This window comes from Sphingomonas sp. (genome assembly GCF_036269755.1).
In the GTDB taxonomy this organism is placed as follows: domain Bacteria; phylum Pseudomonadota; class Alphaproteobacteria; order Sphingomonadales; family Sphingomonadaceae; genus Sphingomonas.
The window spans coordinates 197,333-223,070 of sequence record NZ_DATBDV010000020.1 but is presented as its reverse complement, the minus strand read 5'-3'; the positions used below and the strand labels follow the sequence as shown (position 1 = coordinate 223,070).

Below are 25,738 nucleotides of genomic sequence, written 5' to 3'. Positions count from 1 at the left end.
CCATCGCTCGAATCTGCGCCTGAGGGACGATCTTGCCGCCGTGCTGCGCCACAAGGTTGAGATGGTTATCACCAGCGTCGGTTCGCCGGAGCCGGTGCTGAAGCCTCTGAAGGATGCGGGCTGCCTGGTGCTGGCCGACGTGGCGTCGGTACGTCACGCCGAGAAGGCAGTCGCCGTGGGCGTCGACGGGCTGGTGCTGCTGACCGCCGGCGCCGGCGGCCAGACCGGCTGGGTCAACCCCTTCGCTTTCGTCCGCGCGGTGCGGAAATTCTGGGACGGCATCGTGGTGATGGCGGGCGGCATGTCGGACGGCCAGGCGATCGCCGCGGCCGAGACGCTGGGCTGCGACCTCGCCTACATGGGCACCAAGTTCATCGCCACGCGCGAGAGCCTGGCAAAGGACGACTACAAGGCGATGCTGGTGAAGAGCCGGCTCGACGACGTGCTGCTCACCAGGGCCTTCACCGGTCTGGAAACCAACATGTTGCGGCCGTCGATCGCCGCGGCGGGACTCGATCCCGACGACCTGCCGCAGCGCGGCGCCATCGATATCGCCAAGGACATCAACGCAGCCGAGCGCGAGAAACCGACGTCGAAGGGCTGGAAAGACATCTGGAGTGCCGGCCATTCGGTGTCCGGCGTGGCCGATGTGCCGACGGTGGCCGACCTGGTCGAACGGACGGCCCGGGAATACGCCTCAGTTCAGGTGGTAAAGGCCTGAGGCGAAGCCGAACTCGGCTGGCTTGATCAGCTGCGTGCTGGCCACCCGTACACGGTGCAGCTTGCCTTCGAGATTGTGTTCCCAGAAATCGAGGAACTTGGTGAGATTGGGAAAACGAGGCGCGAGATCCAGATTCTGCCAGACGTAGCTTTGCAAAACGTGCTTGTGGTCTGGCAGCCAGTAGAGGATTTCGGCGGTTGTAATGCGGTAGTTGTTAAGCTGCGCAACAAAGCACCGGTCCATTGTCGCTCCTTGACACGTCACGCGTATCGGAATAGTCACGCGCCCTTAACGAAAAATCAGCAAAATTCGTTCCACATCAGGAACTTAGCAGCACTCGTTCAGGATTGCTGCTAGTGCGAAGCTACCTAGCGTGCGGGCCTCGCCTTTGCCTTGACTCAAAGAGCCGACAACCCTAAATCCCGTGCGCCTTTGGCACTCACCGCAGGAGAGTGCTGACAGGCCTTTTTTCGCGGCGGCCGTCCGGCCGTCGAGGCTCAACCGAAGGATATGGAGGCAGCAGCATGAAGTTCCGTCCGCTTCACGACCGGGTCGTGGTCAAGCGCGTCGAGGAAGAAGGCAAGACCAAGGGCGGTATCATCATTCCAGATACGGCCAAGGAAAAGCCGATGGAAGGCGAGATCGTCTCCGTTGGCCCGGGCGCCCGGGACGAAAGCGGCAAGCTCGTTCCGCTCGACGTGAAGGCCGGCGACCGCATCCTGTTCGGCAAGTGGTCCGGCACCGAGATCAAGCTCGACGGCGTCGAGTACCTGATCATGAAGGAAAGCGACATCATGGGGATCCTCGAGGGTTCCGCCGCCATGAAGAAGGCGGCCTAAGCGCCTCAGAAGGCGCCCAGTCGCTCCATCCATCCAATCAACCAACGACATCCGAGAGGAATTAAGAAATGGCAGCCAAGGAAGTCCGCTTTAGCGGCGATGCCCGCCAGCGCATGCTGCGCGGCATCGACATACTCGCCGACGCGGTTAAGGTGACGCTGGGTCCGAAGGGCCGCAACGTCGTGCTCGACAAGAGCTTCGGCGCGCCGCGCATCACCAAGGACGGCGTCACTGTCGCCAAGGAGATCGAGCTCGCCGACAAGTTCGAGAACATGGGCGCCCAGATGGTGCGCGAAGTGGCCTCGAAGACCAATGACATCGCCGGCGACGGCACGACCACGGCGACCGTGCTCGCCCAGGCGATCGTGCGCGAGGGCGTGAAGTCGGTTGCGGCCGGCATGAACCCGATGGACCTCAAGCGCGGCATCGACATCGCCGTCGACGCGGTCGTCGAGGACATCAAGGCCCGCGCCAAGAAGATCACCGGCACCGACGAAGTGGCCCAGGTCGGCTCGATCGCCGCCAATGGCGACACCATCGTCGGCGAGAAGATCGCCGAAGCGATGGAAAAGGTCGGCAAGGAAGGCGTCATCACCGTCGAGGAAGCCAAGGGCCTCGAGTTCGAGCTCGATGTCGTCGAAGGCATGCAGTTCGACCGCGGCTACCTGTCGCCTTACTTCATCACCAATCCGGAGAAGATGCAGGTCGAGCTGACTGATCCATACATCCTCATCCACGAGAAGAAGCTGTCGAACCTTCAGGCGATGCTTCCTATCCTGGAAGCGGTCGTGCAATCGGGCCGTCCACTCTTGATTATCGCCGAGGACATCGAGGGCGAGGCGCTCGCCACGCTTGTCGTCAACAAGCTGCGCGGCGGCCTCAAGGTCGCGGCCGTCAAGGCGCCTGGCTTCGGCGATCGCCGCAAGGCGATGCTCGAGGACATCGCGATCCTGACCAAGGGCGAGATGATCTCCGAGGATCTCGGCATCAAGCTCGAGAGCGTCACCGTCGGCATGCTCGGCACCGCCAAACGCGTGTCGATCGACAAGGACAACACCACCATCGTCGATGGCGCGGGTGATGCCGATGCGATCAAGGGCCGCACCGAAGCGATCCGCCAGCAGATCGAGAACACCACCAGCGATTACGACCGCGAGAAGCTCCAGGAGCGTCTCGCCAAGCTCGCCGGCGGCGTTGCCGTGATCAAGGTCGGCGGTGCGTCGGAAGTCGAGGTCAAGGAACGCAAGGACCGAGTCGACGACGCGCTCCACGCGACTCGCGCCGCAGTCGAGGAAGGCATCGTCCCCGGCGGCGGTACCGCCTTGCTCTACGCGACCAAGGCGCTCGACGGGCTCAACGGCCAGAATGACGACCAGACGCGCGGCGTCGATATCGTCCGCAAGTCGCTGACCACGCTGGTTCGCCAGATTGCGACCAATGCCGGCCATGACGGCGCGGTGGTTTCGGGCAAGCTGCTCGAGGGCAACGATCCGACCCAGGGCTTCAACGCGCAGACCGAAAAGTATGAGAACCTCGTCGAAGCCGGCGTGATCGACCCGACCAAGGTCGTCCGCACCGCGCTCCAGAACGCCGCCTCGGTCGCCGGCCTGTTGATCACCACCGAAGCGGCGGTGAGCGAGATGCCCGAGGACAAGCCGGCAATGCCCATGGGCGGCGGCGGCATGGGCGGAATGGGCGGAATGGACTTCTGATCCGAGAACGCCCCGATTTAGCGTCGCTAAATCGGGACTCGTTCCGGATCGGACGGCGGGGCTTCGGCCTCGCCGAAGCTCCGACCGACGAAGCGGCGGCTTTGCCGACGCTCGCCCACGATAAGACAAGGGGCCGCGAGGAAAATCTCGCGGCCCTTTTTCGTGCATAGCTGGAATGAATCTGACGGTTTGGCCGGCGACCGGTGTGTGCCGGGTGGCTCCGACCGACGCCAGCGTCCTCCCCCAGAACGCAATTGGGGAGCCGGTGTTGCCACCGACTCCCCTGTCGCCGGACTTCGATCCGCTGGCCTTGAGCCGAAGCTCGCGGTCAGCACATCTGGTTTCGGCGGCTCGCTACATCCGTGCTGCCCGAAGGCGGCGCCAGGTTTCGCGGGGCGCTCGGCTGCGTCGGCCCGAAGGCCAACGCAACGTTGCGGTTTCGCGTTGTTCGAACCGCCCGAAGGCAATTCCAACACCGCCCGCTCCATTCGACGTATCCGAAGACGCGCCCAATTTCGCGGTTGCTCCACCCGATCCGTCCGAAACGTTTCGAGCTTCGCTTGCCCACGCCTGATCGATCCGAAGACCGATCGATCGCCAGCAATTGCTCCATCCGGTTTAAACCCGAAGGTCCCCCCGAATCTCGCATCCGGTCGGCCGGTCTGGCGCAGCGATTTGACTCGGGGCGCCCACCTTACTTCCCGGTTCGGTCGTCGGGGCCAGGCGCGATCATCCGAAGAGTCTCAGCATTCCCGGCCACCGGCGGCCTCACGAACAACAATGCCGAAGCATTCCTCTTCGCGTTTGCTGCCTCGGCACCTTTCCGAAGTCGCGCCGTTTGACGGGCTTGACCGGCGGCTCGCCGCGGCAACCATGATCGACCGGCTCGAAGGCAAGCCCACCATGTTCGGGGCATCAGTGATGCTGTCTCCAACCGTCTCGCTTGCGCGTTTCGACCGGATCGGCGGGGGCTGATGTCCCACCTCGAACCCGTTTGTCTTCGCCTTGCGGCGCCGATAACCTTGCTCGAAGATCAAGCCCTTGAACACTCTTCCGATTTCTCGGCCGACCGTCTTGGTCTCGATGATTGGATGCTGTCACCGAATCCGAGTCGCGCCAAGCGCCAATGATGCAATCGTTCCTGTGGATAACGTGGATAGCGGGTAAGAAAGTTTCGCCGCGAACGAGATCACGTCGAGACGGAAGCGAAATGAATTTTGCCGCGCATGCAACTCAATCGTGCGACGGGGCGTTAGGTGGCTGGCATTGATCCAAAGTAAGGGAATTTCGATATGCGTAACCTGTTTCTCGGCCTGGGCGCCGCCGCACTGACTGCCAGCGCCATTGCGGTCCCCACCGCCGCCGATGCACGCAAGCATCATTACCGGACGTATTACGGGCGCGGCGGCCACACTTATTGCACGCACTCGGGCGGCACCACCGGCGCAGTCGTCGGCGGCGTCGGCGGCGCGGTCGTCGGCAACAGCATTGCTGGCCGCGGCAATCGACTGCTCGGCACGGTCATCGGCGGGGCCGCGGGTGCGCTCGGCGGACGGGCGATCGACCGCGCCAACACCGCGCATCGCCGCTGCCGCTAAGCGCGGCTCCGCGGAAGGACGACGAACGGGGCGTGGCCAGTCGGCCGCGCCCCTTTTTCTTGGATTGAGGGACGGACATGCCGACACGCAGCGGATCGGCGAAATATGAAGGCTTCGGGCGCGACGGCGTCGGACATGTCTCGACCCAGTCAGGCGTGCTCGACGACCGGAAATATGGCTTCAACACGCGGTTCGGGGACGAGCCCGGGACCAACCCCGAGGAACTGATCGCCGCCGCGCACGCCGCCTGCTTCACGATGGCGCTGAGCTTTGCGCTTGCGCGCGAGGGGTTCGAGGACGGGAGGCTCGAAGCCACCGCCCGGGTAACACTCGACAAGCAGGGCGAGGGCTTTGCTATCACGCGGTCGGACCTGACGCTGACCGCCACCATCGCCGATATCGACCCCGACCAGTTCGCGCGCATCGCCGCCGATGCCAAGGCTAATTGCCCGGTGTCGAAGGTGCTCAACGCCGAAATCACCCTCGACCACACGCTCAACGCCGGCTGACGCAGCGACTTGTCGCTCGTGTGAACGGAAGGTTGTTTCTCGTTCACGCAACTTTTGTGCGCCTTAATCTGTTTTAATGCCGTCCCCAACAACGAGGAGAATGACGATGCGACGGCTGATGATGGCTGCCCTGGCGGCAAGCGTGACGGTGACCCCGTTCCTCGCGACCGCGCAAACCACCCCGCGCCAAGCCGACAAGGAATATCGCAAGGCCGTGCGCGACGCCAACAAGGACTATCGCAACGACCTCAACGACGCCAACACGCAGCGCGCCGTCAACAAGGCGCAGCGCGAACGCGCGCGAGCGGTCGCCGATGCCAATAAGGATTATCGCGGCGACACGCGCGATTGGCGCAAGTGGCGCAATTACGATTACAATCGCTTGCCGGCCGGTCAGCGTTATTATAATGCCGACCAATATTATCGCGACGGCAGCTATTATCAGCCGCGCCGGCTCCAACGCACCGACCGCATCTATCGCGGCTCCAACGGCCGCTATTATTGCCGCCGCTCGGACGGCACGACCGGTCTGATCATCGGCGGCGCGATCGGCGGGCTGATCGGCAACTCGCTCTCGAACGGCCGGTCGAGCACGCTCGGCACGCTGCTCGGCGTCGCCGGCGGCGCAGCGCTCGGTTCGTCGATCGATCGCGGCCAGGTGCAGTGCCGCTAGACCGATCCGTTCGGCGAATCGACATGAGGGTCCGGCGAAAGCCGGGCCCTCGTTCCGTGTCAGCTGCCGGTCGCCGCGGGCGTGCCGTTCGCGTACCGGATCGTCACGAACGAAGCGTCGCACAGATTGACCGCCGGAAACACTGCGGTGGTGTCGTCGGCGAACGTGGCCTTGACCTCCCATTTGCACTGCGTGGCGCTCTTGTCGAAATGGATCGTGGTGCGGCCGGCGGGCTTGATCGGCTTGGCCTTCTCGCCATCATCGACCTTGTTGGGCTGCCATTGATTGGCGCCCGCTGGCGAGACTTCGATCGTCTTGATCTCCTTGCCGGTGTTGTTGGTCAGGATGAAATCCCAGGCATCGGCGAAGGCAGGGGCAGCGACCCCCAGCATGGCGAGCCCGAGCGCCCATTTATAGCGCATATGACGTCCCCTCAGTCTCCCGCCGCTTGCGGACGGGCGCGCGACGCGACAGTACAGGAAAGCACAGCCGGACGACAAGGGCGCCGGGTCGTAGGCCGATTTTAACCGTTCCGCGCGCATGCAGCAGGTCGAACCGATCGGAGTTTCTGGTGATCATCCGCGCGCGCCGTCTCGCCTGGCTTATCGGCCCGCTCGCGCTCGTCGCGTGCGGGCAAAAGCCGAGCGCGGAGAGCAACATCGACTCGCTCGACGCCGAGCTGGCGGGCAACGCCACCGGCAATAATGGCGACCCGGCGCTGCGCAGCGCGCTCCAGGACCAGATCATGGTCGACCCAGCGCTTGCCGGCCAGTCGAACAACGACGCGATCCGTCCGCCGCAACAGCCCTATTCGGGCGCGCTTCCTCCGGACTCGGTGGCGGGAACGCGCAGCGACGGCACCGCCACCGCGAGCGGTTCCTCCTCCTCGGGCGGCGCCAAGCCGGCCCCTGCCGCCTCCGGCGATTGCCCGCAATGCAAGGTCAAGAACGATTCGGTGACCCTCGGCGCGCTCGCCAGCCGCCAGGCCGACCGCCGCACCGCAGGGTGCGCCAACCGTCTCCGTTACTCGACCGGCTGGGTGCAACGCATGCCCGCCGATCTGCCCCTCTACCCCGATGCGCGCGTCGACGAAGCGGCGGGCGCCGCGGACAACGGCTGCAGCTTGCGTGTCGTCAGCTTCTCGACCGGCGCCTCGATCCAGACGGTGCTCGATTGGTATTACGGCCGAGTCACCGCCGCCGGCTATTCGGCCGAGCACCAGGCCAATGACGGCCAGCACGTGCTCGGCGGCACGCGCGGGCGCGATGGCGCTGCCTATATGATTTATCTCGACACGCGCCGCGATGGGCGTACCGAAGTCGATATCGTTGCCAATAACGGAAACTGACTCCTCCGCTCGATCGCTTTGACCAGCTTCAGCACCCACGCGAGGCGGCCTTCCCGATAACGGACAGCAAAAGGCAGCGCAGTTCGCGTGGGTGCTGAAGAAAGTTGGTGAGAGGCCGCGCTGTCGCTACAGCGCGCGGTATGAACTTCCTTCTCGTCATGACCGGCGGCGCGGTGGGCAGCGCGGGGCGCTACGGCGTCGGCATGCTGACGCTTCGCTCGCTCGGGCCGAACTATCCTTGGGGCACGCTCGCGGTGAACCTGATCGGCGGGTTCCTGATGGGGCTACTCGCCGGACTACTCGCGCGCACCGGGGGCAGCGATCAGACGCACCTGCTGATCGGGGTAGGCGTGCTCGGCGGGTTCACGACCTTCTCGGCCTTCTCGCTCGACACCGTGACGATGATCGAGCGCGGCCAATGGGGCGTGGCGATCGCCTACGCGTTGCTGTCCGTGATCGGATCGGTGATCGCTTTGTTCGGCGGGCTCTGGCTTGTGCGAGCGGTCGCATGAGCGAGATCCGCACGTTCAGCGTCGCGCCCGACGACGACGGCATCCGCCTCGACCGCTGGTTCAAGCGCCATTTGCCCGATACCAGCTTCACCACCGTCGCCAAATGGGCGCGGACCGGGCAGCTTCGCGTCGACGGCGCGCGCGCGACGCCGGGCGACCGCATCGCCGCAGGCCAGACGCTCCGCGTGCCACCCCCCGAGCCAGTGCCGCTCGCTGGCAAGCCCAAGCGCGAGCGCCCGCCGCTCAGCGACGACGAGATCGCCTTTGCGCGCGAACTGGTGATCCACAGGGACGCGCAGGCGCTGGTGCTCAACAAGCCGCCCGGCCTCGCGACGCAGGGCGGGACCAAGACCGTCAGCCATGTCGACGGACTGCTCGACGCGCTGCAGTTCGAGGCCGAGGGGCGCCCAAAGCTGGTCCATCGCCTCGACAAGGACACGTCGGGCGCGCTGCTCGTCGCCCGCACCAGCCGCGCCGCTGCCTTCTTCGCCAAGACCTTCTCGGGCCGCACCGCCAAGAAGGTCTATTGGGCACTCGTCGTCGGCGTGCCGTCGATCGAGGACGGCATGGTCGACTTGCCCCTCGCCAAGCAGCCCGGCACCGGCGGCGAGAAGATGCACGTGGACGAGGCCGACGGGATGCCCTCGCGCAGCCGCTATCGTGTGATCGAGCGCGCCGGCAACCGCGCCGCCTGGATCGAGCTGACGCCCTATACCGGCCGCACGCACCAGCTTCGTGTTCACATGGCGGCGATCGGCCATCCGATCGTCGGCGACGGCAAATATGGCGGCCCCGCGGCGTTCCTGACCGGTGGGATCAGCCGCAAGATGCACCTTCATTCGCGGCGGATCGCGGTCGACCATCCTGATGGCGGCAAGATCGACGTCGAGGCCGAATTGCCGCAGCATTTCGCCGAGAGCCTGGCAGGCCTCGGCTTCGACCAGATGCTCGGCAACATGATGCCGCTCGACACCCCCGCGCCCCCGACCAAGGCCGAACAAAAGGCCAAGGCCAAGGCGCACGCCAAATCGGTGCGCAAGGACCGCAAGGGCGAGCGCCGCAACCGCGGGAGCGTTGCGGCCCCAGGCAAGGCGGGCCGCACGCGAGGCGGAAAGTCGAGCACCAAGAAGCGCTGATGCGCTGCGGGCGGAAGCGCTACCGTGCTCCGCTCACTCCCGAGCTAAAGTCGCCGTGAACAATCCTCGCGGCGGTTGGTTTTTGATGCTCCATCGGGAGAGCAGTCATGACTCGCATGACCAGTGATTTCTTCGTCGAGCGGCTCAAGGCGTGGGGCGTGACTCGCATCTACGGCTATCCCGGCGACGGCATCAACGGTGTTTTGGGGGCCCTGCAGCGGGCGGAGAAATCCGGCGACGGCATCGAATTCGTCCAGGTGCGGCACGAGGAGATGGCGGCGTTCATGGCGGCGGCGCACGCCAAGTTCACGGGTGAGTTGGGCGTCTGCCTCTCGACCGGCGGGCCGGGCGCGACCCATCTCGTCACCGGCATGTACGATGCCAAGCTCGATCACGTGCCGCTGCTCGCGATCGCCGGTCAGGCCGAGAGCACCGTGCGCGGGGCGAATTACCAGCAGGAGCTGAATCTCGATCGTCTGTTCTCCGATGTCTGCGACTATGTGCAGGAGGTCGCAGCACCCGCCCAGGCGCGCCACGTCACTGACCGGGCGATCCGCATCGCCATCGCCGAGCGAGAGGTGACGGCAATCGTCCTCCCCAAGGACGTGCAGGACTCGCCGTTCGAGGAGCCGGCACAGGCGCATGGCTATACGCGCTCCGGCCCAGGCTATGCACGTCCCTCGGTTATTCCCAAGGCTGCTGACTTGCAGCGAGCGGCCGACATCCTCAATACCGGTGAGAAGGTGGCGATTCTAGTCGGCGCAGGCGCGCGCGATGCCGCCGACGAAGTGACTCAGGCCGCCGAATTGTTAGGCGCGGGTGTCGCCAAGGCGCTGCTCGGCAAGGACGTGCTGCCCGACGATCTGCCGTTCGTTACCGGCGCGATCGGCCTGCTCGGGACCAAGCCATCGTCGGACATGATGCTGGGCTGCGACACCTTGCTGATGATCGGTACCGGCTTTCCCTGGGCGGAGTTCCTGCCCAAGGATGGCCAAGCCCGCGCGGTGCAGATTGATATCGATCCCGCGATGCTCGGGCTGCGCTATCCGGTCGAGGTCAACCTCCATGGCGACGCCGCCGAAACCCTGCGCGCGCTGCTTCCCCTCCTGACGCGCAAACCGGATTGTGGCTGGCGCGAAGAGATCGAACAAGGCGTCGCCAAGTGGTGGAAGAAGCTGGAGGAGCGCGCCATGGCGGCGGCGGACCCGGTCAACCCACAACGCGTGGTGTGGGAAATGTCGCCACGCCTGCCCGCCGACGCGATCGTCACCTCCGATTCCGGGTCCTGCGCCAATTGGTATGCGCGCGATTACCGCGTGCAGCGCGGGCACCGCGCGTCGCTTTCGGGCGGGCTCGCCTCGATGGGCGCCGCGGTACCTTACGCGATCGCTGCCAAATTCGCTTATTCCGGGCGGCCCGTCATTGCACTGGTCGGCGACGGCGCAATGCAGATGAACAACCTCGCCGAGATGATCACGGTGCAGAAATATTGGCGCCGCTGGGCCGATCCGCGCTTCGTCGTCTGCGTGTTCAACAACCAGGACTTGAACGAGGTGACGTGGGAGCAACGCGTGATGGAGGGCAATCCGCGCTACCCGACGACACAGGACGTGCCCGATGTGCCGTATGCCAAGTTCGCCGAGATGATCGGGCTCAATGGAATCTATGTCGATCGTCCCGATGCGTTGGGCGGCGCCTGGGAAGCCGCGCTCGCCGCGGATCGGCCGACGATCCTGGAGGTGAAGACGGACCCCGAAGTCGCGCCTCTCCCCCCGCATTTGACGCTGGCGCAGGCGAAAGCGTTCATGAGCTCGATCGCCAAGGGCGACCAGAACTGGGGCCAAGAGCTGCTCGACACCGCGCGGCAATTGGCGAAAGAGGTGATCGGATAGACTCGCGACGCGCGCGCGGATCTCGCGCTCGATATCCGCACAGTCGAACTGGTTGGCTGGGGCGGCAGGATTCGAACCTGCGAATGGCGGCACCAAAAGCCGCTGCCTTACCACTTGGCGACGCCCCAACACATGCATCCCGGCGAGCCTGCTCGCATCGGGATATCCGGCAGAGCGCGCGCTTATAGCGACGGTACCCCGGCTGCCAACCCTTTAGAGTGGGTCGAGCCAGCCGTGATCGTCGGGTGCCTCCCCGGTCTGGATTGCCACCAGCGCCTGGCGCAGCGCGATGCTGGTCTTGCCCGCCTCGCCCGATCCGATCGTGAAGTCGCCCGATCTCGCCTTCACCGCCGCGATCGGCGTGACGACCGCCGCGGTGCCACAAGCGAACGCCTCGGCCAGCCGCCCGCTCGCCGCGTCGGCGCGCCACTGATCGAGCGAGTAGCGTTCCTCGCGCACGGCGATGCCGCGGTCGCGCGCAATGGTCATTAGCGAGTCGCGGGTGATCCCGGCGAGGATCGTGTCGGAAAGCGGCGGGGTCGCGAGCGATCCGTCGTCGAACACGAAGAAGATGTTCATCCCGCCGAGCTCCTCGACGTAGCGATGTTCGATCGCGTCGAGGAACACGACCTGAGCGCAGCCCTGGCCAGTCGCTTCGGCCTGCGCCGCGAGGCTGGCCGCATAGTTGCCGCCGCACTTGGCGGCGCCGGTGCCGCCGGGAGCGGCGCGGGTGTAGGTTTCGGACGCCCAGATCGTCACGGCCTGGGGCCCGCCCTTGAAATAGGCGCCGACCGACGAGGCGATCACCATGTAGATATATTCGGACGACGGCTTGACCCCGAGGAAAGCTTCGCTCGCGATCATGAATGGGCGCAGGTAGAGCGATCCGCCCTCCGCGCTCGGAATCCAGTCCGCTTCGCTCCTGACGATCGCGCGGCACGATTCGATGAACAGCTCCTCGGGCAATTCGGGCATCGCCAGCCGTCGCGCGGATGCCTGGAACCGCCGTGCGTTCGCCTCGGGCCTGAACAGCGCCGTCCCGCCTTCGGCAGTGCGATACGCCTTGAGCCCTTCGAAAATCTCCTGCGCATAGTGCAGCACCGCGCACGCCGGATCGACCGTCAGCGGCCGGCGCGGCCCGATCGCGAGGTCGTGCCAGCCCTGCGCATTGCTGTAATGCGCGATCGCCATGTGATCGGTGAACACCCGCCCGAAGCCTGGGTCGACCAGCCGCCGCGCGCGCTCCTCGTCAGGCGTTGGGGTGGCGATGGGGTCGAGCGCAAAAGGCGTGGCAATCGTCATGGCCGCCGTCCCATAGCGCCAGTTTGGGGGCGCGTCCAAGGCTTGCGACGCGGCGACCACGGTGGCAGACAAGGCAGCATGACTGCCACAACCCCAGCCGCTTCGGCCCAATTCCTGCGCGAGTCGGAAATCCGCCGCGGCAACGAATTGCTGTTCTTCGCCTATACCCGCGTGACTCGCGCGGTTGACGCTCGACTGGGGGCGAACAGCATCGGCCGTGCGCACCATCGGTCGCTCTATTTCATCGGTCGACACCCCGACATTTCAGTGAGCGAGCTGCTCGCGATCCTGGGCGTCACCAAGCAATCGCTGGGGCGCGTACTGACCGAACTCGAAGCGCGCGGCCTGATCGAGACGCGCATCGGGGAGCGCGACCGGCGCCAGCGCCTGCTGCGATTGACCGAGGCCGGCAGCGCACTCGACACCGAGCTGTTCAACGCTTGGCGTCACCTCATGGCCCATGCCTACACTCAGGCCGGGCAGGCGGCGGTGACGGGGTTCTGGGCGGTGCTCGAAGGACTGATCCCCGAAAGCGAGCGCGCGCGAGTCCGATCATGGCAGGAAACAGGGGTGCCGCCGGGACAGCGAGGCTAGCCCTTCAAAGTCCGGTCTAGCGCTTCGCTTCGGCCGCCATCTCGCGGCCGCGGCGTTCGGCGGCGGCGAGCGTTTGAGTCAGCAGCTTCACCAGCGCTTCATCGCGGTCGAGCACATTGAGGCCCTGGCGAGTCGATCCGCCGGGACTGGCGACTCGGTCCGCCAAAGTTGCGGGCGTCGCGTCGGCTTGGGCCGCCATTGCCGCCGCGCCGTCGACCGTCGTGAGCGCAAGCCGCGCCGCTTGATCGTGCGCAAGGCCCAGCGCCTCGCCCGCCTTCGCCAGCGCATCAATGAAGCGGAACAGGAAAGCAGGTCCGCACCCTTCAAGCGTGCCGATCGCGCCGAACATCGCCTCATCGTCGGTCCATTCAACCAATCCGAGCGGCGCCATCAGCGCAGCGACCGATTGCTTGACCGCGGCGGGTGCGGCACGGGCGTGGAGCGCGACGACGCCCTTGCCCAGCGCAACGGGGAGGTTGGGCATCGCGCGGACGATGGCCGGGCCGGGAAAGCGTTCCGCAAGCGTCGTCTCCTCGACGCCCGCAAGGATCGACACCAGCACCGGCGCCTGAACGATCCGGTCGCCGTAAGCCGCAACCACCTCATCGATCTGCTGCGGCTTCATCCCAAGCATCACCAGATCGGGCCGCGGGCCGTCGGGCAGCGTCCGCGCCTGACGCACATTGCCTGGCAATCCGCAATCGTGGCGATTGACGACATCGACGTCGCTCGCCGCGATCGTCCCGCTGTCGAGCCAACGCGACAGCATCGCGCCGGCCATGTTGCCGCAGCCGATCAGCCACAGCCGCCTGGGTGGCGCTACCGCGCTCACGCCTCGCCCTGCGTCTCCGTCAGCGACGCGGCGAGCGCTTCCTTGGGCGTCTTGCCGCCCCACAGCACGAACTGGAACACCGGGTAGAAACGCTCGCATTCATCGATCGCCGATTCGATCAGCAATTCGGCGCCCTCGAGGCTCAATGTCCCCCCGTCTGTCCCGTCGATCATCGCGGCGTGGCGATACAGCACGATCCCAGACGACGACCACAATTCGAAATGGCCGACCCACAGCTGTTCGTTGATCAGCCCGATCGCTTCGTAGATCGCGGTGCGGCGCTCGTCGTCGGTGACTCGGATGTCGGGGAAAGCGAGGAATTGCAGCACGCAATCCTCCTCACGCCACAACGCGCGCAACTCATACTGCGTCCAGCTGCCCTTGACCGTCGCCACCACCTCGTCGTCGTGGCGCTGATGCTCCCAGCCATGCGCGGCGTAGTAGCTCTCGATCATGTCGATCGGCGCCGCGTCTTCGCGCGACAGATCGGCCTCATCGAGCATGGCAGGTCTCGTTCGTCATCGCGGGGATTCTGCGCGCCGCCGCGAATCCGCGCAACAACATGCGTGGAGAAAGCTGTGGAAAGTCGGTTAGGCCTTGGTGGACTTTGGCTTTGCGGCCTTGCCCTCGAGGGCGTCGAGTCGGGCCTTCAACGCATCGACTTCATCGCGTGCAGCCGCCGCCATCGCCTTGACCGCTTCGAACTCCTCGCGGCTGACGAAGTCGAGCCCGCCGATCCATTCGCGCGCACGCTCTCGGGTCGCGGATTCCGCCTCGCGGCCCATGCCTGCCAGAGTGCCGGCGGCGCCGTTGACGAACTTGACCACGTCATCGAACAAGCGGTTTTCGGATTGCATATCGGTTGTTCCAATAATTGTCGTCAGATCGTCATCTGGGCACTCGACGACGACGGCACAAGCGTTGCGGCGTTGGGGTTCAAGTCCATGATCGCGAAATTGAGGCTGCCGGCGAAGCATAGCCAGGCGAGATACGGCACCATCAGCCACGCTGCGGCCTTGCGGATTCGCCCGAACACGATCGTGGTGATCAGCGCCAGCACGAACATCACGACGATCAGGCCGAACGCGAGCGCGACCTGGTGCGCGCCGAAGAATAACGGCGTCCACACCAGATTGGCGACCATCTGTGCCGCGAACAACCCGATCGCTAGTCCGCGGTAGCGCGCCCCGCGCGCGTTGAGGATCATCGCCAGCGCCAGCCCGAGCAGGATGTACAGCGCAGTCCACGCAATCGGAAATACCCAGCCCGGCGGGTTGAGCGCGGGCTTGGCGAGCTCGGCGTACCATCGGTTATGCTCGCCCGCGGGCGCGACCCGGCTCGATGCAAAGCCGAGCAGGATGATCAGCGGCACCGTCACCACCGCCCAGCGCAGGAAGGCCCAGCGCAATTGTCCCTTGGTCGCAAGTTCCATGCGCGCCTTCTGCCAGCCCACGACCATAAGGCAAGCGTTCAGGCGGCGAGATGTGCCCCGATCAGGAACTCGATATTACCTTCGGGGCCAGTGATCGGGCTTTGCGTCACGCCATCGACTGTCCAGCCGATGCCGGCGAGCCACATCGCAACTTCGTCGCATACGCGCGCGTGGATGAGGGGGTCTCGCACTACCCCGCCTTTCCCGACTTCGGTTCGCCCCGCCTCGAACTGAGGCTTGATCAGCGCCAGCAGCCTGGCACCGGGCCTGGCGAAACCGAGCGGCACCTCGAGCACCTTGGCCAGCCCGATGAAGCTCGCGTCGCACACCACCAGATCCACCGGCTCGGGGATATGCGCGCCGGTCAGGATACGCGCGCTGGTCTGTTCATGCACAACCACGCGCTCGTCCTGGCGGAGCTTCCACGCCAGCTGGTTGGTCCCGCTATCGACCGCGTAAACCCGCGCCGCGCCGCGGCTGAGCAGCACGTCGGTAAACCCGCCGGTCGAGCTTCCCACGTCGATCGCCACCGCCCCCGTCACATCCCAGCCGAAATGGTCGAGCCCGTGCGCCAGCTTGATCCCCCCGCGCGACACCCAAGGATGGTCGCGCCCGCGCACTTCGATCGCGGCGTCGGCGGCCACCTGCTCACCAGATTTGGCAACCTTGCGCTCACCGACGAACACCAACCCCGCCATGATCAGCGCCTGCGCGCGGGTGCGGCTTTCCGCGAGGCCGCGTTCGACCAGCAGCTGATCTATTCTCTGCTTCACGACATGGCCAGATCAGGCCCGCGCGCCCTCGATCACGCCGCCCGCATCGTTGTGCCGCAGCGCCTTCAGTACCGTCTCGACGATCGCGTCGGCGTCGAGGCCTGCCTCGGCATATTGAATTTCCGGCTTGTCCTGGTCCTGGAACAGGTCGGGCAGGCGCATCGTGCGGAGCTTGAGGCCCGCATCGATCAGGCCAGTGTCGCTCGCAAGGGTCAGGACGTGCGCGCCTAGGCCGCCGACCGACGCTTCCTCGATCGTCACCGCGACTTCGTGGCTCGTTAGCAGCTTGCGGATCAATTCCTCGTCGAGCGGCTTGGCGAAGCGGAGATCGGCGACTGTGGTTGAAAGCCCCTTGGCGTCGAGCGCATCGGCGGCCTTCATCGCCTCGGCGAGGCGCGTGCCGAGGCTGAGGATCGCGACCTTGTGCCCCGAGCGCACGATCCGGCCCTTGCCGATTTCCAACCGCTCGGGAATTTCGGGCAACGCGATTCCGGTGCCGTTCCCGCGCGGATAACGCACCGCGATCGGGCCGCTGTCGTGGAGCGCAGCGGTATGCGTCATGTGGACGAGTTCGGCTTCGTCCGCCGCCGCCATCACCACGAAGTTCGGAAGAGTTGCCAAGTAGGTTACATCGAAGCTGCCCGCGTGAGTAGCGCCGTCAGCACCAACAAGACCGGCGCGATCGATAGCGAACCGGACTGATAAATTCTGGATCGCAACGTCGTGCACGACCTGATCGTACGCACGCTGCAGGAAGGTCGAGTAGATCGCGCAGAACGGCCTCATGCCTTGCGCCGCCAACCCCGCCGCGAACGTCACCGCATGTTGCTCGGCAATGCCGACGTCGAAGGTGCGATCGGGGAATGCCTTGGCGAAGCGGTCGAGCCCCGTGCCGGACGGCATCGCCGCAGTGATCGCGACTATGGCCGGGTCGGTTTCGGCATCCTTGATCAGCTGATCGGCGAATACGTTCTGGTACGCCGGCGGCCCCGGCGGCGCCTTGGCTTGGGTGCCGGTTATGACGTCGAATTTCTGGACGCCGTGATACTTGTCCGCTGCTGCCTCGGCCGGGCCATAGCCTTTGCCCTTCTTGGTCACGACGTGGACGAGGATCGGCCCCTGCTCGCTGTCGCGCACGTTTTCGAGCACGGGGATCAGATGGTCGAGGTTATGCCCGTCGATCGGTCCGACATAATAGAAGCCGAGCTCCTCGAACAGCGTGCCCCCGGTCATCCAGCCGCGGGTGAATTCCTCGGCTTTTTCGGCCGCGTTATAGACTCGGCGCGACAGCTTGGCGGTGATGCGCTTGGCGAGGCTGCGAAAACCCAGATACGGGCTCGAGCTCACCATCCGTGCGAGATAGGCCGACAGTCCGCCGACCGGCGGCGCGATCGACATGTCGTTGTCGTTGAGGATGACGATCAGCCGGTTGCCCGCGGCTTCCGCGTTGTTCATCGCCTCGTACGCCATCCCCGCCGACATCGCGCCGTCGCCGATCACTGCGATCGCCTTGCCCGGCTTGCCCGCGAGCTTGTTGGCGATCGCGAAACCCAGCGCCGCCGAGATCGAGGTCGACGAATGCGCCGCGCCGAACGGGTCGTATTCGCTCTCGCTGCGCTTGGTGAAGCCGCTGAGGCCGCCGCCCTGACGTATCGTGCGGATACGGTCGCGGCGGCCGGTCAGGATCTTATGCGGATAGCATTGGTGTCCGACATCCCAGATCAAGCGGTCGTCGGGGGTATTGAACACGTAATGAATCGCGGTGGTCAACTCAACCACACCGAGCCCGGAGCCGAGATGTCCGCCAGTCGTCCCTACGGCGCTGATCGTTTCCGCGCGCAACTCGTCGGCGAGTTGGCGCAGCTGCGTCGGCTGGAGGTTGCGCAGGTCTTTGGGAGTCGAGACGGTGTCGAGCAACGGCGTCGGGGGGAGATCGGCCATCGCGCCCCTTTACCCCAGCGAAGGGGCGGTGTCGATTGATTGAACGGTGCAGAAAGCGTGCAGAGTCGGGCGTTTGAACACGAATCAGCGCAGCCAGCGCTTCATCTCGGGATAAAGCGGGTGATCGTCGCCGGGTCGCGCCGCGAGGCCGTAATATTGCAGCATCGGCAATCCGATATAGCTGCCTGACGCGAACGTTTCGGCAAGCCACGCGCCACCGCCCTTATAGCCATGGTCGTGGAACACGATGCGGGGATCGAGCCCCGCCGCCAGCGCCGCGGCATACGACCAAGCGATCGCCGCCATCTCGTCGCCGCCGTTGCTGTCGAATTCACTCACCGTCGGCCGCAGCGCCGGCTCGGTGACAGCGATGTGCCCTGCTTCATGGAGCAAGTCGCCCGCCCATTCGAGACGGTCGGGGTCGTATAGCAACACGCCGTCACGGACGGTCATCGCGGGAAGGAACAGGTCGTCCGGCAGTGTAGCCGACTGAACGGCGATACCAATCGAGCGGAGGAAGCCCAGGATGATGGCGGTGGGGTCGCGCTGATCAACGCCGTCGCCCATCAGCGTTGCCAACTAATCTCGATCTGCTGCACCAGAGGTCCCTTCACGCCCTCGCGGGTCTCCGATCGGAAGTGAGACACGAGCCCGGTGGGCTTATCCACTGTAACGGTGACACTGCTGGCCATGTTGATGTTAGCCAGCGATGGGCGCTTGTCACTTCCCACCGACTGGACAACTCGTGCCATCAATTGTGCGATCGACGCTGGGTCGACGCTCTCCTCATCGACAATCGTCGCGGACTGATCGTCAGCCGCGACGAGTGCGACCTTCGCATGCGCTTTTACGCTCGTTCCATAGAGCGGAACTGGCACTTCGCTGTCGCCCTCGCGCACGTCGCCAACGCGCATCGACATGCCCGCACCCCAACCCAGGATGGGGTCGATATTCTTCAGGATCACGCTGGGTGCCGTTTCCGCGGTGAGCGCATCGAACTGAGCGCCGACGCTAGCGCTGACCTTGTCCACCAAGGCTGGAGTTGCACCCGGCTGAGCCAGTAACAGCGTTCGGCTCGCCTCGACGGTGGCGTGCAAGCTGGCTAACGCCTGAGGCCAGTCGCGCACCCGAACGACAATGCCGGCCGCATCCACGTCGAACGCAATTGGATCACCCGTGAACGGCTTGATCACCATCGCGAGTTGCGGCGCCCGCATCTCCGGCGCCAGCCCCATGGGGTCCATTCGCCAGTATAATGTATAGCCGCTCGAGGTCTCTTCGTAGCGAAGCTCCTCGACCCACGTCACCGGTTTCGGGGTGATCGGAACCCCTTCCCGATATTTGGTCACCCTGATCCGATAGCGAAGAACGCGGCTCAGCGGCGGCCGAAACGACAGATTAATCTGGGTGCCTGTCCTGGCTGGCACCTTAGCAGTCTGCGCGGCCGTCTCCAGAGGCAGGCTGGCAATCACGCTCGCCGCGATGAACGCAGGCATCACCAAAGTTCGCATTATCTTCCCCAATGGTGGATGCGGTAATACGTCCGCCGACAAACTAAAAGGGCGGGCCCCCCGGGACCGCCCTTTCCTGTCGCTTTGCGTCGACCGTCAGACATGGCCAGCCACGCTGACGCGCTCCCCGACGTGACGAGTCTTGGGATAGCTGATGCTACCCGGGCTCGCTTAGCGCTTCGAGAACTGGAAGCTGCGGCGGGCCTTGGCGCGGCCGTACTTCTTGCGCTCGACGGTGCGGCTGTCGCGCGTCAGGAAGCCTGCGCGCTTCACCTGCGTGCGCAGGATCGGCTCGTACTTCGTCAGCGCCTGCGAAATGCCGTGCTTGACCGCGCCGGCCTGGCCAGACAGCCCGCCACCCTTGACGGTGCAAACGACGTCGTACTGGCCCTCGCGCTCGGCGACGCTGAACACCTGGCTGATCACCAGCCGCAGCGTCGGGCGCGCGAAATACACTTCCTGGTCGCGGCCGTTGACCGTGATCTTGCCCGTGCCCGGCTTGAGCCAGACGCGTGCGACGGCGTCCTTGCGGCGGCCGGTCGCATAAGCGCGGCCCTGCGCGTCGATTTCCTGCTCGCGCAACGGAGCCGGTGCCGGAGCGGGGCCGCTATTGCCGGCATCGCCCTGCGCCACGACGGCGTCGGGGGTCTGGCCCGCGGCGCCCTGGTTGAGCACGGTGTCGAGGTCGGAGAGCGACTGGCGCCCGTCGGTGTTGTTGGTTTCGGCCATTATGCGCCCACCTTGTTCTTGCGGCTCATGCCGGCGATATCGAGGACTTCGGGGTTCTGCGCGGCGTGCGGATGCTCGCTGCCGGCGAAGATGCGCAGGTTGCGCAGCTGCTGGCGGCCGAGCGGCCCGCGCGGGATCATCCGCTCGACGGCCTTTTCGAGCACGCGCTCGGGGAAACGACCCTCGAGCACCTTGCCCGCGGTGATCGCCTTGATCCCGCCGGCGAACCCGGTGTGCTTGTAATAGACCTTGTCCGTCAGCTTCTTGCCGGTGAACTTGATCTTGTCCGCGTTGATCACGATCACGTTGTCACCGCAATCGACGTGCGGGGTGAACGACGGCTTGTGCTTGCCGCGAAGCACGTTGGCGATCACCACCGCCGCGCGACCGACCACCAGGTCGGTGGCATCGACGATGTGCCATTTCTTTTCCACCTCGTGCGGCTTGGCCGACTTGGTTGTCTTCATCAGCGCCTTCATGGGCTGTCGACCTTTTCGATTATGTCCAAAACAAACGCGCGGCCGGTTGCCCAGCCGCGTTCGTGGCGGCCGAATGCAGACTGACACACATAAAGTCAAGCAAAACCGCGCTTTTGCCGACGGGTATTATGATACCGGAAGCTGTTTTCGCTGTCCCAGGGCATGGACGCCCCACGTCGTCGCCACCACCAGCAGCGCGCCCACCAACTGGTGGAGCGCGGCGAACGTGATGTCGACCTGGCTCATCACCGTCGCGATCCCGAGCAGGATCTGAGTCCCGAACGCGACGTGAATCGCGACCGAGGCGCGGCGGTCGGTCCGGCGGACCTTGCGTCCCAGCACGACCAGCATCGTGACGACCGCCCACGCCCACCAGCGGTGGATGAAATGGACGATCGCGGGATCGGTGAAGAGCATCGCCCCAAGCGACTCGTTGAGCTGAGTCGCGCCCGGGAAGAGATGCCCGTTCATCAGCGGCCAGTCGTCGGCGACCAGCCCGGCGCGCAAGCCCGCCATCAGCGCGCCGTAGAACAACTGCACCAGCAGCACGACGCCTGCCGCCGCGCCGAACCCGGTCAGCCGCGCCGGCTTGGCGCTCGGATCACGCGCCAGCGCGCGCAGGTCGAGCGCGGTCCAGACGATCCCGGCGAGCGTGAAGAGCGCGGTGAGCAAGTGCGCGGCAAGCAACGCCGGCGCCACTTCGGTCCGCACCGACAGCCCCGACCGCACCATGATCCAGCCGAGCGCGCCTTGCAGGCCGCCGAGCGCGAAAAGCGCCACCAGCCGCCAGACATACCCCTTCGGAATCTGCCGCCGTACCGCGAACCAGATCAGCGGCAGCGCGAACGCCATCCCGATCACCCGGCCGAGCAAGCGGTGAATATATTCCCAGAAGAATATGGTCTTGAAGCCCGCCAGCGTAATCCCGGCATGCACCGTTTGCGCCTGCGGAATCCGCAGATAGTTGGCGAACTCGGCCTGCCACTGCGCATCGTTGAGCGGAGGGACGATCCCGGTCAGCGGCTTCCATTCGGTAATCGACAGCCCCGATTCGGTGAGCCGCGTGATCCCGCCGACCACGACCATCGCGATGATCAGCCCGGCGACGAACCACAGCCAAGCGGCGATGGCGCGAGGTCGGGCGTTGGCTGGCATCAATTCACTCATGATTCCGGGGCCCTACGCCTGATCGCCTCCCCGGCAAAAGCCGGGGCCCAGTTGGTGGACAGCTGTAGCGGAGCGCTGCGCAACATTACGGCTACCTGGACCCCGGCTTTCGCCGGGGAGGTGGACAGGTGTATACGAGCTATCAGTTCGCCGCGGCGCGCGCGTACTGGCCGTCGCCTTCGGGTGCGGCGACGATGTCGCGGGTGGTGCCGCCCTTGTCGACGATCTTGGTGTCGGGATCGCCGGCATCCGAGCGAATGCCGGGGCTCGCCGCATCGCCGCCCGCCTGATCGAGCGTCGATCGCTCCGACTGGCTGCGCGGTGCGGAGCCGCCGAACAGCGCATCGAGCGCTTGCGCCGACGGGTTGTTGTCCTGCGGCCGCGTGACGCCGGGCTCGGGCGCGCGCAGCGAGAAATCGGGCGGTACGACCAACGGCTGCGAACGCGCGACCGAATATTCGTCGGGCCGCGCGCGGTTGATCCCGCTATGGCTGCAACCGGCGAGCAACAGGGCGACGCCGGCAATCGCGACGATCGGCACAACCTTACGCATTCGAATTCTCCACTTCGCTCGGCTCCACGCTCTGCCCAGCTTCCTTGGGCTTGTCACGCACCAACAGGGCACGCGCGAGCAGGATGAGCACGCCCACACTAATCGCGGTGTCGGCAAGATTGAAGGTCAAAAACGGCGAATAGCCGCCGAAGTGCAGATTGGCGTAATCCTGGACGTAGCCGAGCCGCAGCCGGTCGAGGATATTGCCCACCGCGCCTCCCGCGATCAGCCCGAGCGCGAACTGGTCGGTGCGATTGCGCTCGCGCCACATCCACACCAGCACCGCCGCGGCGATCGCGCCGGTCAGCACCACCAGCATCCACGATTTGTCGGGGCTGACTCGCAAGAAACCGAGCGACACGCCGAGGTTGTGGACATTCTGCAGCTTGAAGATCGGCAGCAACTCGCGCTCGTCGAATTCGGTGATCGCGAGCGGGCCGACCACCAGCCATTTGATCGCCTGGTCGATCACCAGCACGACCAGCGCAGTGACGAGCCCGGCCTTGGGCAGCTTCCCCATCACGACACCACCTTTTCGCAGCGGTCGCACAGCGCCCCGTCCGCCGTGACTTCGGGCAGATGGCGCCAGCAGCGGCCGCATTTATGGAACTCGGTACGCGCGACAGATAGATCGCCCTTGCTCACCTTGGCGACGATGAACGTCTCGGCCAGCGCGTCGGCGGCGACCGGCAATTCGGGCACGGTCACTTCCGCCTCTAGGCTCGACTTGATCAATTTGTCGCGCCGGAACGGCTCGATCGCCTCGGTCACAGCCCCCCGCAGGGTGCGGATATCGTCCCAATTGGTTGCCTGCGGGGCATCCCCCGGCAGCGATGGCAGTTCGGGCCATTCGAGCAGATGGACCGAGCCCTCTTCGTCGGGGAAGCGCGACTGCCACACTTCCTCGGCGGTGAAGACCAGGATCGGCGCGGCGTAGCGCACCAGCGCGTGGAATAGCGTGTCGAGCACCGTACGATAAGCGCGTCGCTTCAGGTCGCCGGGCGCGTCGCAATAGAGCGAGTCCTTGCGGATATCGAAGAAGAACGCCGACAGATCGTCCTGTGCGAAATCGGTCAGCAGCCGCAGGTAGCGGTTGAACTCGAATGCCTTGGTCGCGGCCTTCAATTCGACGTCGAGCTTGCCGAGCAAGTCGAGCACGTACAGCTCGAGCTGCGGCATGTCCCTGGGCTCGACGCGCTCTTCCTCGCTGAACCCGTCGAGCGCGCCGAGCAAATAGCGGAAGGTGTTCCTGAGCTTACGATACGCGTCGGAGGTCGTGCCGAGCACTTCCTTGCCGATCTTCACATCCTCGAAATAGTCGGTCTGCGCGACCCACATGCGCAGGATGTCGGCGCCCGATTCCTGGATGATCTTGAGCGGATCGACGACGTTGCCGAGGCTCTTCGACATCTTGCGGCCGTTGCCGTCGAGCGCGAAGCCGTGGGTCAGGACGGCATCATACGGCGCGCGCCCGCGCGTGCCGCAGCTTTCGAGCAAGCTCGACTGAAACCAGCCGCGATGCTGGTCGGAGCCTTCGAGGTAGAGATCGGCGCGGACGCCCTCGCCATAGCGCGCCTCGATCGTGAAGACGTGGCTGGAACCGCTGTCGAACCACACGTCGAGAATGTCGTTCTGCGGCTCCCAGTCGGCGAGGTTATAGTCGGGGCCGAGCAAAGTCTGATGGTCGGCGGTGAACCACGCGTCCGCGCCGCCGTTCTTGAACGCCGCGACGATGCGGTCGTTGACGCCAGTGTCGCGCAGATACTCGCCCGTCGCACGGTTGACGTAGAGCGCGATCGGCACGCCCCAGGCGCGCTGGCGCGAAATCACCCAATCGGGGCGTCCCTCGACCATCGACCGGATGCGGTTCTGGCTGCGCTCGGGCACCCAGCGAGTCCGCTCGATCGAATCGAGCGCGAGTTCGCGCAAGGTCGGGCCGTTGCCCTGCGCGTACCCCAACGTCGTCGCCCCGGCGAAGGCCGGGGCCGCAAGCGGATCAAGCGGATCGGTCAACAACATGGCGGCCCCGGCCTGCGCCGGCGCGACGGTTTGGGATTGGTCCATCGGGATGAACCATTGCGGCGTGCAGCGGAAGATCACCTTGGCCTTCGACCGCCAGCTATGCGGATAGGAATGCGCGAAGTCGTCCGAAGCGGCGAGGAGGGCGCCGGCTTCGCGGAGATCGGTGCAGATCGGCCCGTCGCTGGCGACAAACTTCTTGTTGATCACGCTCCCCTGCCCACCCAGCCACAGCCAGTCGGGACGATAGAAGCCCGCGCCATCGACCGCGAACACCGGATCGATGCCGTGCGCCTTGCACAGCTCGAAATCGTCCTCGCCATGATCGGGCGACATATGGACCAGGCCGGTGCCCTGATCGGTGGTGACGAAATCGCCGGGCAGGAACGGACGCGGCCTGGCGAAGAACCCGCCGAGATGGTGCATCGGATGGCGAGCGACGGCATCCTTGAAAAGGAAGTCGCCCCTGTAGACGCCAAGACTACGGCCACCGTCCGTTGTGGGGTCATAGCCCCAGCGACGCATCGCTTCGGCTTGCAAGTCGGCGGCGACGACCAATCGGCGACCGCTTTGCTCTTCGAGCACCTCATAAAGGATGTCTGACCCGAAGCTCAGCGCTTGATTAACGGGGATCGTCCACGGCGTGGTCGTCCAAACCACCGCATAGGCGCCCTTCAACTCTGGTATTGGGCTCTCGATGATCTCGAACGCCACGTCGATTTCGGTAGATTTGATCTCCTCATACTCAACCTCGGCCTCGGCCAGCGCGGTCTTTTCGACCGGGGACCACATCACCGGCTTGGCGCCGCGATAGAGCTGGCCGCTCTCGGCGAACTTCAATAACTCGCCGACGATTGCCGCCTCGGCGTCGAACCTCATCGTCAGATACGGGTCGTCCCAGTCGCCCATCACGCCGAGCCGCTTGAACTGCTCGCGCTGCACGTCGACCCATTTCGCGGCATAGGCGCGGCATTCGGCGCGGAACTGGTCGACCGGCACGTCATCCTTGTTGAGCTTCTTCGCGCGGTATTGTTCCTCGACCTTCCATTCGATCGGGAGACCGTGGCAGTCCCAGCCGGGAACGTAGGGCGCGTCCTTGCCGAGCAGCGACTGGCTGCGGACGACGATGTCCTTGAGCACCTTGTTCATCGCATGGCCCATATGGATGTCGCCATTGGCGTACGGGGGCCCGTCGTGGAGGATGAAGCGCTCGCGCCCCGCGCGTTGGGTGCGGAGCTTGCCATAGAGATCCATCGCCTCCCACCGAGCGAGGATCGCCGGCTCCTTCGCCGCCAGCCCCGCCTTCATCGGGAAGTCGGTCTTGGGCAGGAAGACGGTGTCGCGGTAATCGGCGGCTGGCGTGTCGGTCATAAGTGGGCGGCGTGTAGCGTTAGATTTATCTGGCGTCATGCTGAACTTGTTTCAGCATCCACCGCGCAGCCATTCCCGCCTTCCCGATCGGCGCG

The 25,738-nt window shown here is 65.3% G+C and carries 28 protein-coding genes and 1 tRNA gene; 11 read left to right on the top strand and 18 right to left on the bottom strand.

What is annotated here, in order from left to right; all coding sequences use genetic code 11:
- On the top strand, positions 1 to 721 hold a 721-nt coding region (locus VH326_RS13840), incomplete at its 5' end, for a nitronate monooxygenase (protein ID WP_329632417.1).
- On the opposite strand, the gene VH326_RS13835 is transcribed toward VH326_RS13840, so the two are convergent.
- Positions 698 to 964 carry a hypothetical protein gene (locus tag VH326_RS13835; protein ID WP_329632416.1) on the bottom strand — a complete coding sequence of 89 codons (267 nt, stop codon included), beginning with the start codon at positions 962 to 964 and terminating at the stop codon, positions 698 to 700. The two genes, VH326_RS13840 and VH326_RS13835, sit on opposite strands and share 24 nt — an antisense overlap.
- A 281-nt stretch (positions 965 to 1,245) precedes the next feature.
- Here VH326_RS13835 and groES point away from each other — a divergent pair, with 281 nt between their 5' ends.
- From groES to VH326_RS13810, 5 genes are all read left to right on the top strand, one after another.
- Positions 1,246 to 1,560: a co-chaperone GroES gene (gene groES, locus VH326_RS13830; protein ID WP_329632415.1), complete on the top strand. Its 315-nt coding sequence runs from the start codon at positions 1,246 to 1,248 to the stop codon at positions 1,558 to 1,560.
- A gap of 68 nt (positions 1,561 to 1,628) precedes the next feature.
- Positions 1,629 to 3,272, top strand: a complete 1,644-nt coding sequence (gene groL / locus VH326_RS13825; protein ID WP_329632414.1) for a chaperonin GroEL — start codon at positions 1,629 to 1,631, stop codon at positions 3,270 to 3,272.
- A gap of 1,292 nt (positions 3,273 to 4,564) precedes the next feature.
- A complete protein-coding gene (locus VH326_RS13820; protein ID WP_329632413.1) occupies positions 4,565 to 4,870 on the top strand; it encodes a glycine zipper 2TM domain-containing protein in 306 nt (101 codons plus the stop codon).
- Positions 4,871 to 4,947: 77 nt separating this feature from the next.
- The gene (locus tag VH326_RS13815) at positions 4,948 to 5,379 is read left to right on the top strand and encodes an OsmC family protein (protein WP_329632412.1); all 432 of its coding nucleotides are present in this window, start codon (positions 4,948 to 4,950) and stop codon (positions 5,377 to 5,379) included.
- 106 nt (positions 5,380 to 5,485) lie between these two features.
- On the top strand, positions 5,486 to 6,052 hold the full coding sequence (locus VH326_RS13810; protein ID WP_329632411.1) for a glycine zipper 2TM domain-containing protein: 567 nt from the start codon (positions 5,486 to 5,488) through the stop codon (positions 6,050 to 6,052).
- A gap of 59 nt (positions 6,053 to 6,111) precedes the next feature.
- Here VH326_RS13810 and VH326_RS13805 read toward each other — a convergent pair whose 3' ends face one another.
- On the bottom strand, positions 6,112 to 6,474 hold the full coding sequence (locus VH326_RS13805) for a hypothetical protein (protein WP_329632410.1): 363 nt from the start codon (positions 6,472 to 6,474) through the stop codon (positions 6,112 to 6,114).
- A gap of 149 nt (positions 6,475 to 6,623) precedes the next feature.
- Between VH326_RS13805 and VH326_RS13800 the strand changes: the two genes are divergently transcribed.
- The 4 genes from VH326_RS13800 (at position 6,624) to VH326_RS13785 (ending at position 10,940) form a co-directional block, all read left to right on the top strand.
- Positions 6,624 to 7,400: a hypothetical protein gene (locus tag VH326_RS13800; protein ID WP_329632409.1), complete on the top strand. Its 777-nt coding sequence runs from the start codon at positions 6,624 to 6,626 to the stop codon at positions 7,398 to 7,400.
- Positions 7,401 to 7,540: 140 nt separating this feature from the next.
- Positions 7,541 to 7,912 (top strand): fluoride efflux transporter CrcB, encoded by a 372-nt coding sequence (crcB, locus tag VH326_RS13795; protein WP_329632408.1) that lies wholly within the window; start codon positions 7,541 to 7,543, stop codon positions 7,910 to 7,912.
- Positions 7,909 to 9,048, top strand: a complete 1,140-nt coding sequence (locus tag VH326_RS13790) for an RluA family pseudouridine synthase (protein ID WP_329632407.1) — start codon at positions 7,909 to 7,911, stop codon at positions 9,046 to 9,048. The genes crcB and VH326_RS13790 overlap by 4 nt, the downstream gene beginning before the upstream one ends.
- A gap of 107 nt (positions 9,049 to 9,155) precedes the next feature.
- Entirely contained in the window at positions 9,156 to 10,940 is a 1,785-nt protein-coding gene (locus VH326_RS13785) for a thiamine pyrophosphate-requiring protein (RefSeq protein WP_329632406.1), read from the top strand.
- A gap of 53 nt (positions 10,941 to 10,993) precedes the next feature.
- Here the strand turns inward: VH326_RS13785 and VH326_RS13780 are convergent.
- A tRNA-Gln gene (locus VH326_RS13780) sits at positions 10,994 to 11,068 on the bottom strand.
- 85 nt (positions 11,069 to 11,153) lie between these two features.
- Positions 11,154 to 12,242, bottom strand: coding sequence for a branched-chain amino acid aminotransferase (locus VH326_RS13775; RefSeq protein ID WP_329632405.1), 1,089 nt, complete (start codon positions 12,240 to 12,242; stop codon positions 11,154 to 11,156).
- Between the two features lie 78 nt (positions 12,243 to 12,320).
- Here VH326_RS13775 and VH326_RS13770 point away from each other — a divergent pair, with 78 nt between their 5' ends.
- Positions 12,321 to 12,836 carry a helix-turn-helix domain-containing protein gene (locus VH326_RS13770; protein WP_329632404.1) on the top strand — a complete coding sequence of 172 codons (516 nt, stop codon included), beginning with the start codon at positions 12,321 to 12,323 and terminating at the stop codon, positions 12,834 to 12,836.
- Between the two features lie 16 nt (positions 12,837 to 12,852).
- Here VH326_RS13770 and VH326_RS13765 read toward each other — a convergent pair whose 3' ends face one another.
- The 14 genes from VH326_RS13765 to ileS all read right to left on the bottom strand — a co-directional run bounded on the left by VH326_RS13765 (position 12,853) and on the right by ileS (position 25,643).
- On the bottom strand, positions 12,853 to 13,668 hold the full coding sequence (locus VH326_RS13765; protein WP_329632403.1) for a pyrroline-5-carboxylate reductase family protein: 816 nt from the start codon (positions 13,666 to 13,668) through the stop codon (positions 12,853 to 12,855).
- Entirely contained in the window at positions 13,665 to 14,171 is a 507-nt protein-coding gene (locus tag VH326_RS13760; protein ID WP_329632402.1) for a YbjN domain-containing protein, read from the bottom strand. Before VH326_RS13760 ends, VH326_RS13765 begins: the two co-directional genes overlap by 4 nt.
- An 87-nt stretch (positions 14,172 to 14,258) precedes the next feature.
- Positions 14,259 to 14,525 carry an accessory factor UbiK family protein gene (locus VH326_RS13755; protein ID WP_329632401.1) on the bottom strand — a complete coding sequence of 89 codons (267 nt, stop codon included), beginning with the start codon at positions 14,523 to 14,525 and terminating at the stop codon, positions 14,259 to 14,261.
- A 23-nt stretch (positions 14,526 to 14,548) separates the two neighbouring features.
- A complete protein-coding gene (locus VH326_RS13750; RefSeq protein WP_329632400.1) occupies positions 14,549 to 15,100 on the bottom strand; it encodes a TspO/MBR family protein in 552 nt (183 codons plus the stop codon).
- A 38-nt stretch (positions 15,101 to 15,138) separates the two neighbouring features.
- Positions 15,139 to 15,873, bottom strand: coding sequence for a TlyA family RNA methyltransferase (locus tag VH326_RS13745; protein WP_329632399.1), 735 nt, complete (start codon positions 15,871 to 15,873; stop codon positions 15,139 to 15,141).
- Positions 15,874 to 15,885: 12 nt separating this feature from the next.
- Entirely contained in the window at positions 15,886 to 17,814 is a 1,929-nt protein-coding gene (gene dxs / locus VH326_RS13740; RefSeq protein ID WP_329632398.1) for a 1-deoxy-D-xylulose-5-phosphate synthase, read from the bottom strand.
- 84 nt (positions 17,815 to 17,898) lie between these two features.
- Positions 17,899 to 18,381 carry a hypothetical protein gene (locus VH326_RS13735; protein ID WP_329632397.1) on the bottom strand — a complete coding sequence of 161 codons (483 nt, stop codon included), beginning with the start codon at positions 18,379 to 18,381 and terminating at the stop codon, positions 17,899 to 17,901.
- Positions 18,381 to 19,310: a hypothetical protein gene (locus VH326_RS13730; RefSeq protein WP_329632396.1), complete on the bottom strand. Its 930-nt coding sequence runs from the start codon at positions 19,308 to 19,310 to the stop codon at positions 18,381 to 18,383. Before VH326_RS13730 ends, VH326_RS13735 begins: the two co-directional genes overlap by 1 nt.
- A 186-nt stretch (positions 19,311 to 19,496) precedes the next feature.
- A complete protein-coding gene (gene rpsI, locus VH326_RS13725; protein WP_329632395.1) occupies positions 19,497 to 20,054 on the bottom strand; it encodes a 30S ribosomal protein S9 in 558 nt (185 codons plus the stop codon).
- Complete coding sequence (rplM, locus tag VH326_RS13720) at positions 20,054 to 20,533, bottom strand: 50S ribosomal protein L13 (protein ID WP_329632394.1); 480 nt, start codon at positions 20,531 to 20,533, stop codon at positions 20,054 to 20,056. The genes rpsI and rplM overlap by 1 nt, the downstream gene beginning before the upstream one ends.
- A gap of 126 nt (positions 20,534 to 20,659) precedes the next feature.
- Positions 20,660 to 21,700, bottom strand: a complete 1,041-nt coding sequence (locus tag VH326_RS13715) for a COX15/CtaA family protein (protein ID WP_329632393.1) — start codon at positions 21,698 to 21,700, stop codon at positions 20,660 to 20,662.
- 142 nt (positions 21,701 to 21,842) lie between these two features.
- Positions 21,843 to 22,253 (bottom strand): DUF3035 domain-containing protein, encoded by a 411-nt coding sequence (locus VH326_RS13710; protein ID WP_329632392.1) that lies wholly within the window; start codon positions 22,251 to 22,253, stop codon positions 21,843 to 21,845.
- Positions 22,246 to 22,773, bottom strand: coding sequence for a signal peptidase II (lspA, locus tag VH326_RS13705; protein ID WP_329632391.1), 528 nt, complete (start codon positions 22,771 to 22,773; stop codon positions 22,246 to 22,248). Before lspA ends, VH326_RS13710 begins: the two co-directional genes overlap by 8 nt.
- Complete coding sequence (gene ileS / locus VH326_RS13700; RefSeq protein WP_329632390.1) at positions 22,773 to 25,643, bottom strand: isoleucine--tRNA ligase; 2,871 nt, start codon at positions 25,641 to 25,643, stop codon at positions 22,773 to 22,775. The genes lspA and ileS overlap by 1 nt, the downstream gene beginning before the upstream one ends.
- Between the last annotated feature and the right edge of the window lie 95 nt (positions 25,644 to 25,738).

What these genes read in the sequence shown, in the direction of transcription:
- VH326_RS13835 (WP_329632416.1), bottom strand. Translation starts at nt 964, where the DNA reads ATGGACCGGTGCTTTGTTGCGCAGCTTAACAACTACCGCATTACAACC.
- groES (WP_329632415.1), top strand. Translation starts at nt 1,246, where the DNA reads ATGAAGTTCCGTCCGCTTCACGACCGGGTCGTGGTCAAGCGCGTCGAG.
- groL (WP_329632414.1), top strand. Translation starts at nt 1,629, where the DNA reads ATGGCAGCCAAGGAAGTCCGCTTTAGCGGCGATGCCCGCCAGCGCATG.
- VH326_RS13820 (WP_329632413.1), top strand. Translation starts at nt 4,565, where the DNA reads ATGCGTAACCTGTTTCTCGGCCTGGGCGCCGCCGCACTGACTGCCAGC.
- VH326_RS13815 (WP_329632412.1), top strand. Translation starts at nt 4,948, where the DNA reads ATGCCGACACGCAGCGGATCGGCGAAATATGAAGGCTTCGGGCGCGAC.
- VH326_RS13810 (WP_329632411.1), top strand. Translation starts at nt 5,486, where the DNA reads ATGCGACGGCTGATGATGGCTGCCCTGGCGGCAAGCGTGACGGTGACC.
- VH326_RS13805 (WP_329632410.1), bottom strand. Translation starts at nt 6,474, where the DNA reads ATGCGCTATAAATGGGCGCTCGGGCTCGCCATGCTGGGGGTCGCTGCC.
- crcB (WP_329632408.1), top strand. Translation starts at nt 7,541, where the DNA reads ATGAACTTCCTTCTCGTCATGACCGGCGGCGCGGTGGGCAGCGCGGGG.
- VH326_RS13790 (WP_329632407.1), top strand. Translation starts at nt 7,909, where the DNA reads ATGAGCGAGATCCGCACGTTCAGCGTCGCGCCCGACGACGACGGCATC.
- VH326_RS13785 (WP_329632406.1), top strand. Translation starts at nt 9,156, where the DNA reads ATGACTCGCATGACCAGTGATTTCTTCGTCGAGCGGCTCAAGGCGTGG.
- VH326_RS13775 (WP_329632405.1), bottom strand. Translation starts at nt 12,242, where the DNA reads ATGACGATTGCCACGCCTTTTGCGCTCGACCCCATCGCCACCCCAACG.
- VH326_RS13770 (WP_329632404.1), top strand. Translation starts at nt 12,321, where the DNA reads ATGACTGCCACAACCCCAGCCGCTTCGGCCCAATTCCTGCGCGAGTCG.
- VH326_RS13760 (WP_329632402.1), bottom strand. Translation starts at nt 14,171, where the DNA reads ATGCTCGATGAGGCCGATCTGTCGCGCGAAGACGCGGCGCCGATCGAC.
- VH326_RS13755 (WP_329632401.1), bottom strand. Translation starts at nt 14,525, where the DNA reads ATGCAATCCGAAAACCGCTTGTTCGATGACGTGGTCAAGTTCGTCAAC.
- VH326_RS13750 (WP_329632400.1), bottom strand. Translation starts at nt 15,100, where the DNA reads ATGGAACTTGCGACCAAGGGACAATTGCGCTGGGCCTTCCTGCGCTGG.
- dxs (WP_329632398.1), bottom strand. Translation starts at nt 17,814, where the DNA reads ATGGCCGATCTCCCCCCGACGCCGTTGCTCGACACCGTCTCGACTCCC.
- VH326_RS13735 (WP_329632397.1), bottom strand. Translation starts at nt 18,381, where the DNA reads ATGGGCGACGGCGTTGATCAGCGCGACCCCACCGCCATCATCCTGGGC.
- VH326_RS13730 (WP_329632396.1), bottom strand. Translation starts at nt 19,310, where the DNA reads ATGCCTGCGTTCATCGCGGCGAGCGTGATTGCCAGCCTGCCTCTGGAG.
- rpsI (WP_329632395.1), bottom strand. Translation starts at nt 20,054, where the DNA reads ATGGCCGAAACCAACAACACCGACGGGCGCCAGTCGCTCTCCGACCTC.
- rplM (WP_329632394.1), bottom strand. Translation starts at nt 20,533, where the DNA reads ATGAAGGCGCTGATGAAGACAACCAAGTCGGCCAAGCCGCACGAGGTG.
- VH326_RS13715 (WP_329632393.1), bottom strand. Translation starts at nt 21,700, where the DNA reads ATGAGTGAATTGATGCCAGCCAACGCCCGACCTCGCGCCATCGCCGCT.
- VH326_RS13710 (WP_329632392.1), bottom strand. Translation starts at nt 22,253, where the DNA reads ATGCGTAAGGTTGTGCCGATCGTCGCGATTGCCGGCGTCGCCCTGTTG.
- lspA (WP_329632391.1), bottom strand. Translation starts at nt 22,773, where the DNA reads ATGGGGAAGCTGCCCAAGGCCGGGCTCGTCACTGCGCTGGTCGTGCTG.
- ileS (WP_329632390.1), bottom strand. Translation starts at nt 25,643, where the DNA reads ATGACCGACACGCCAGCCGCCGATTACCGCGACACCGTCTTCCTGCCC.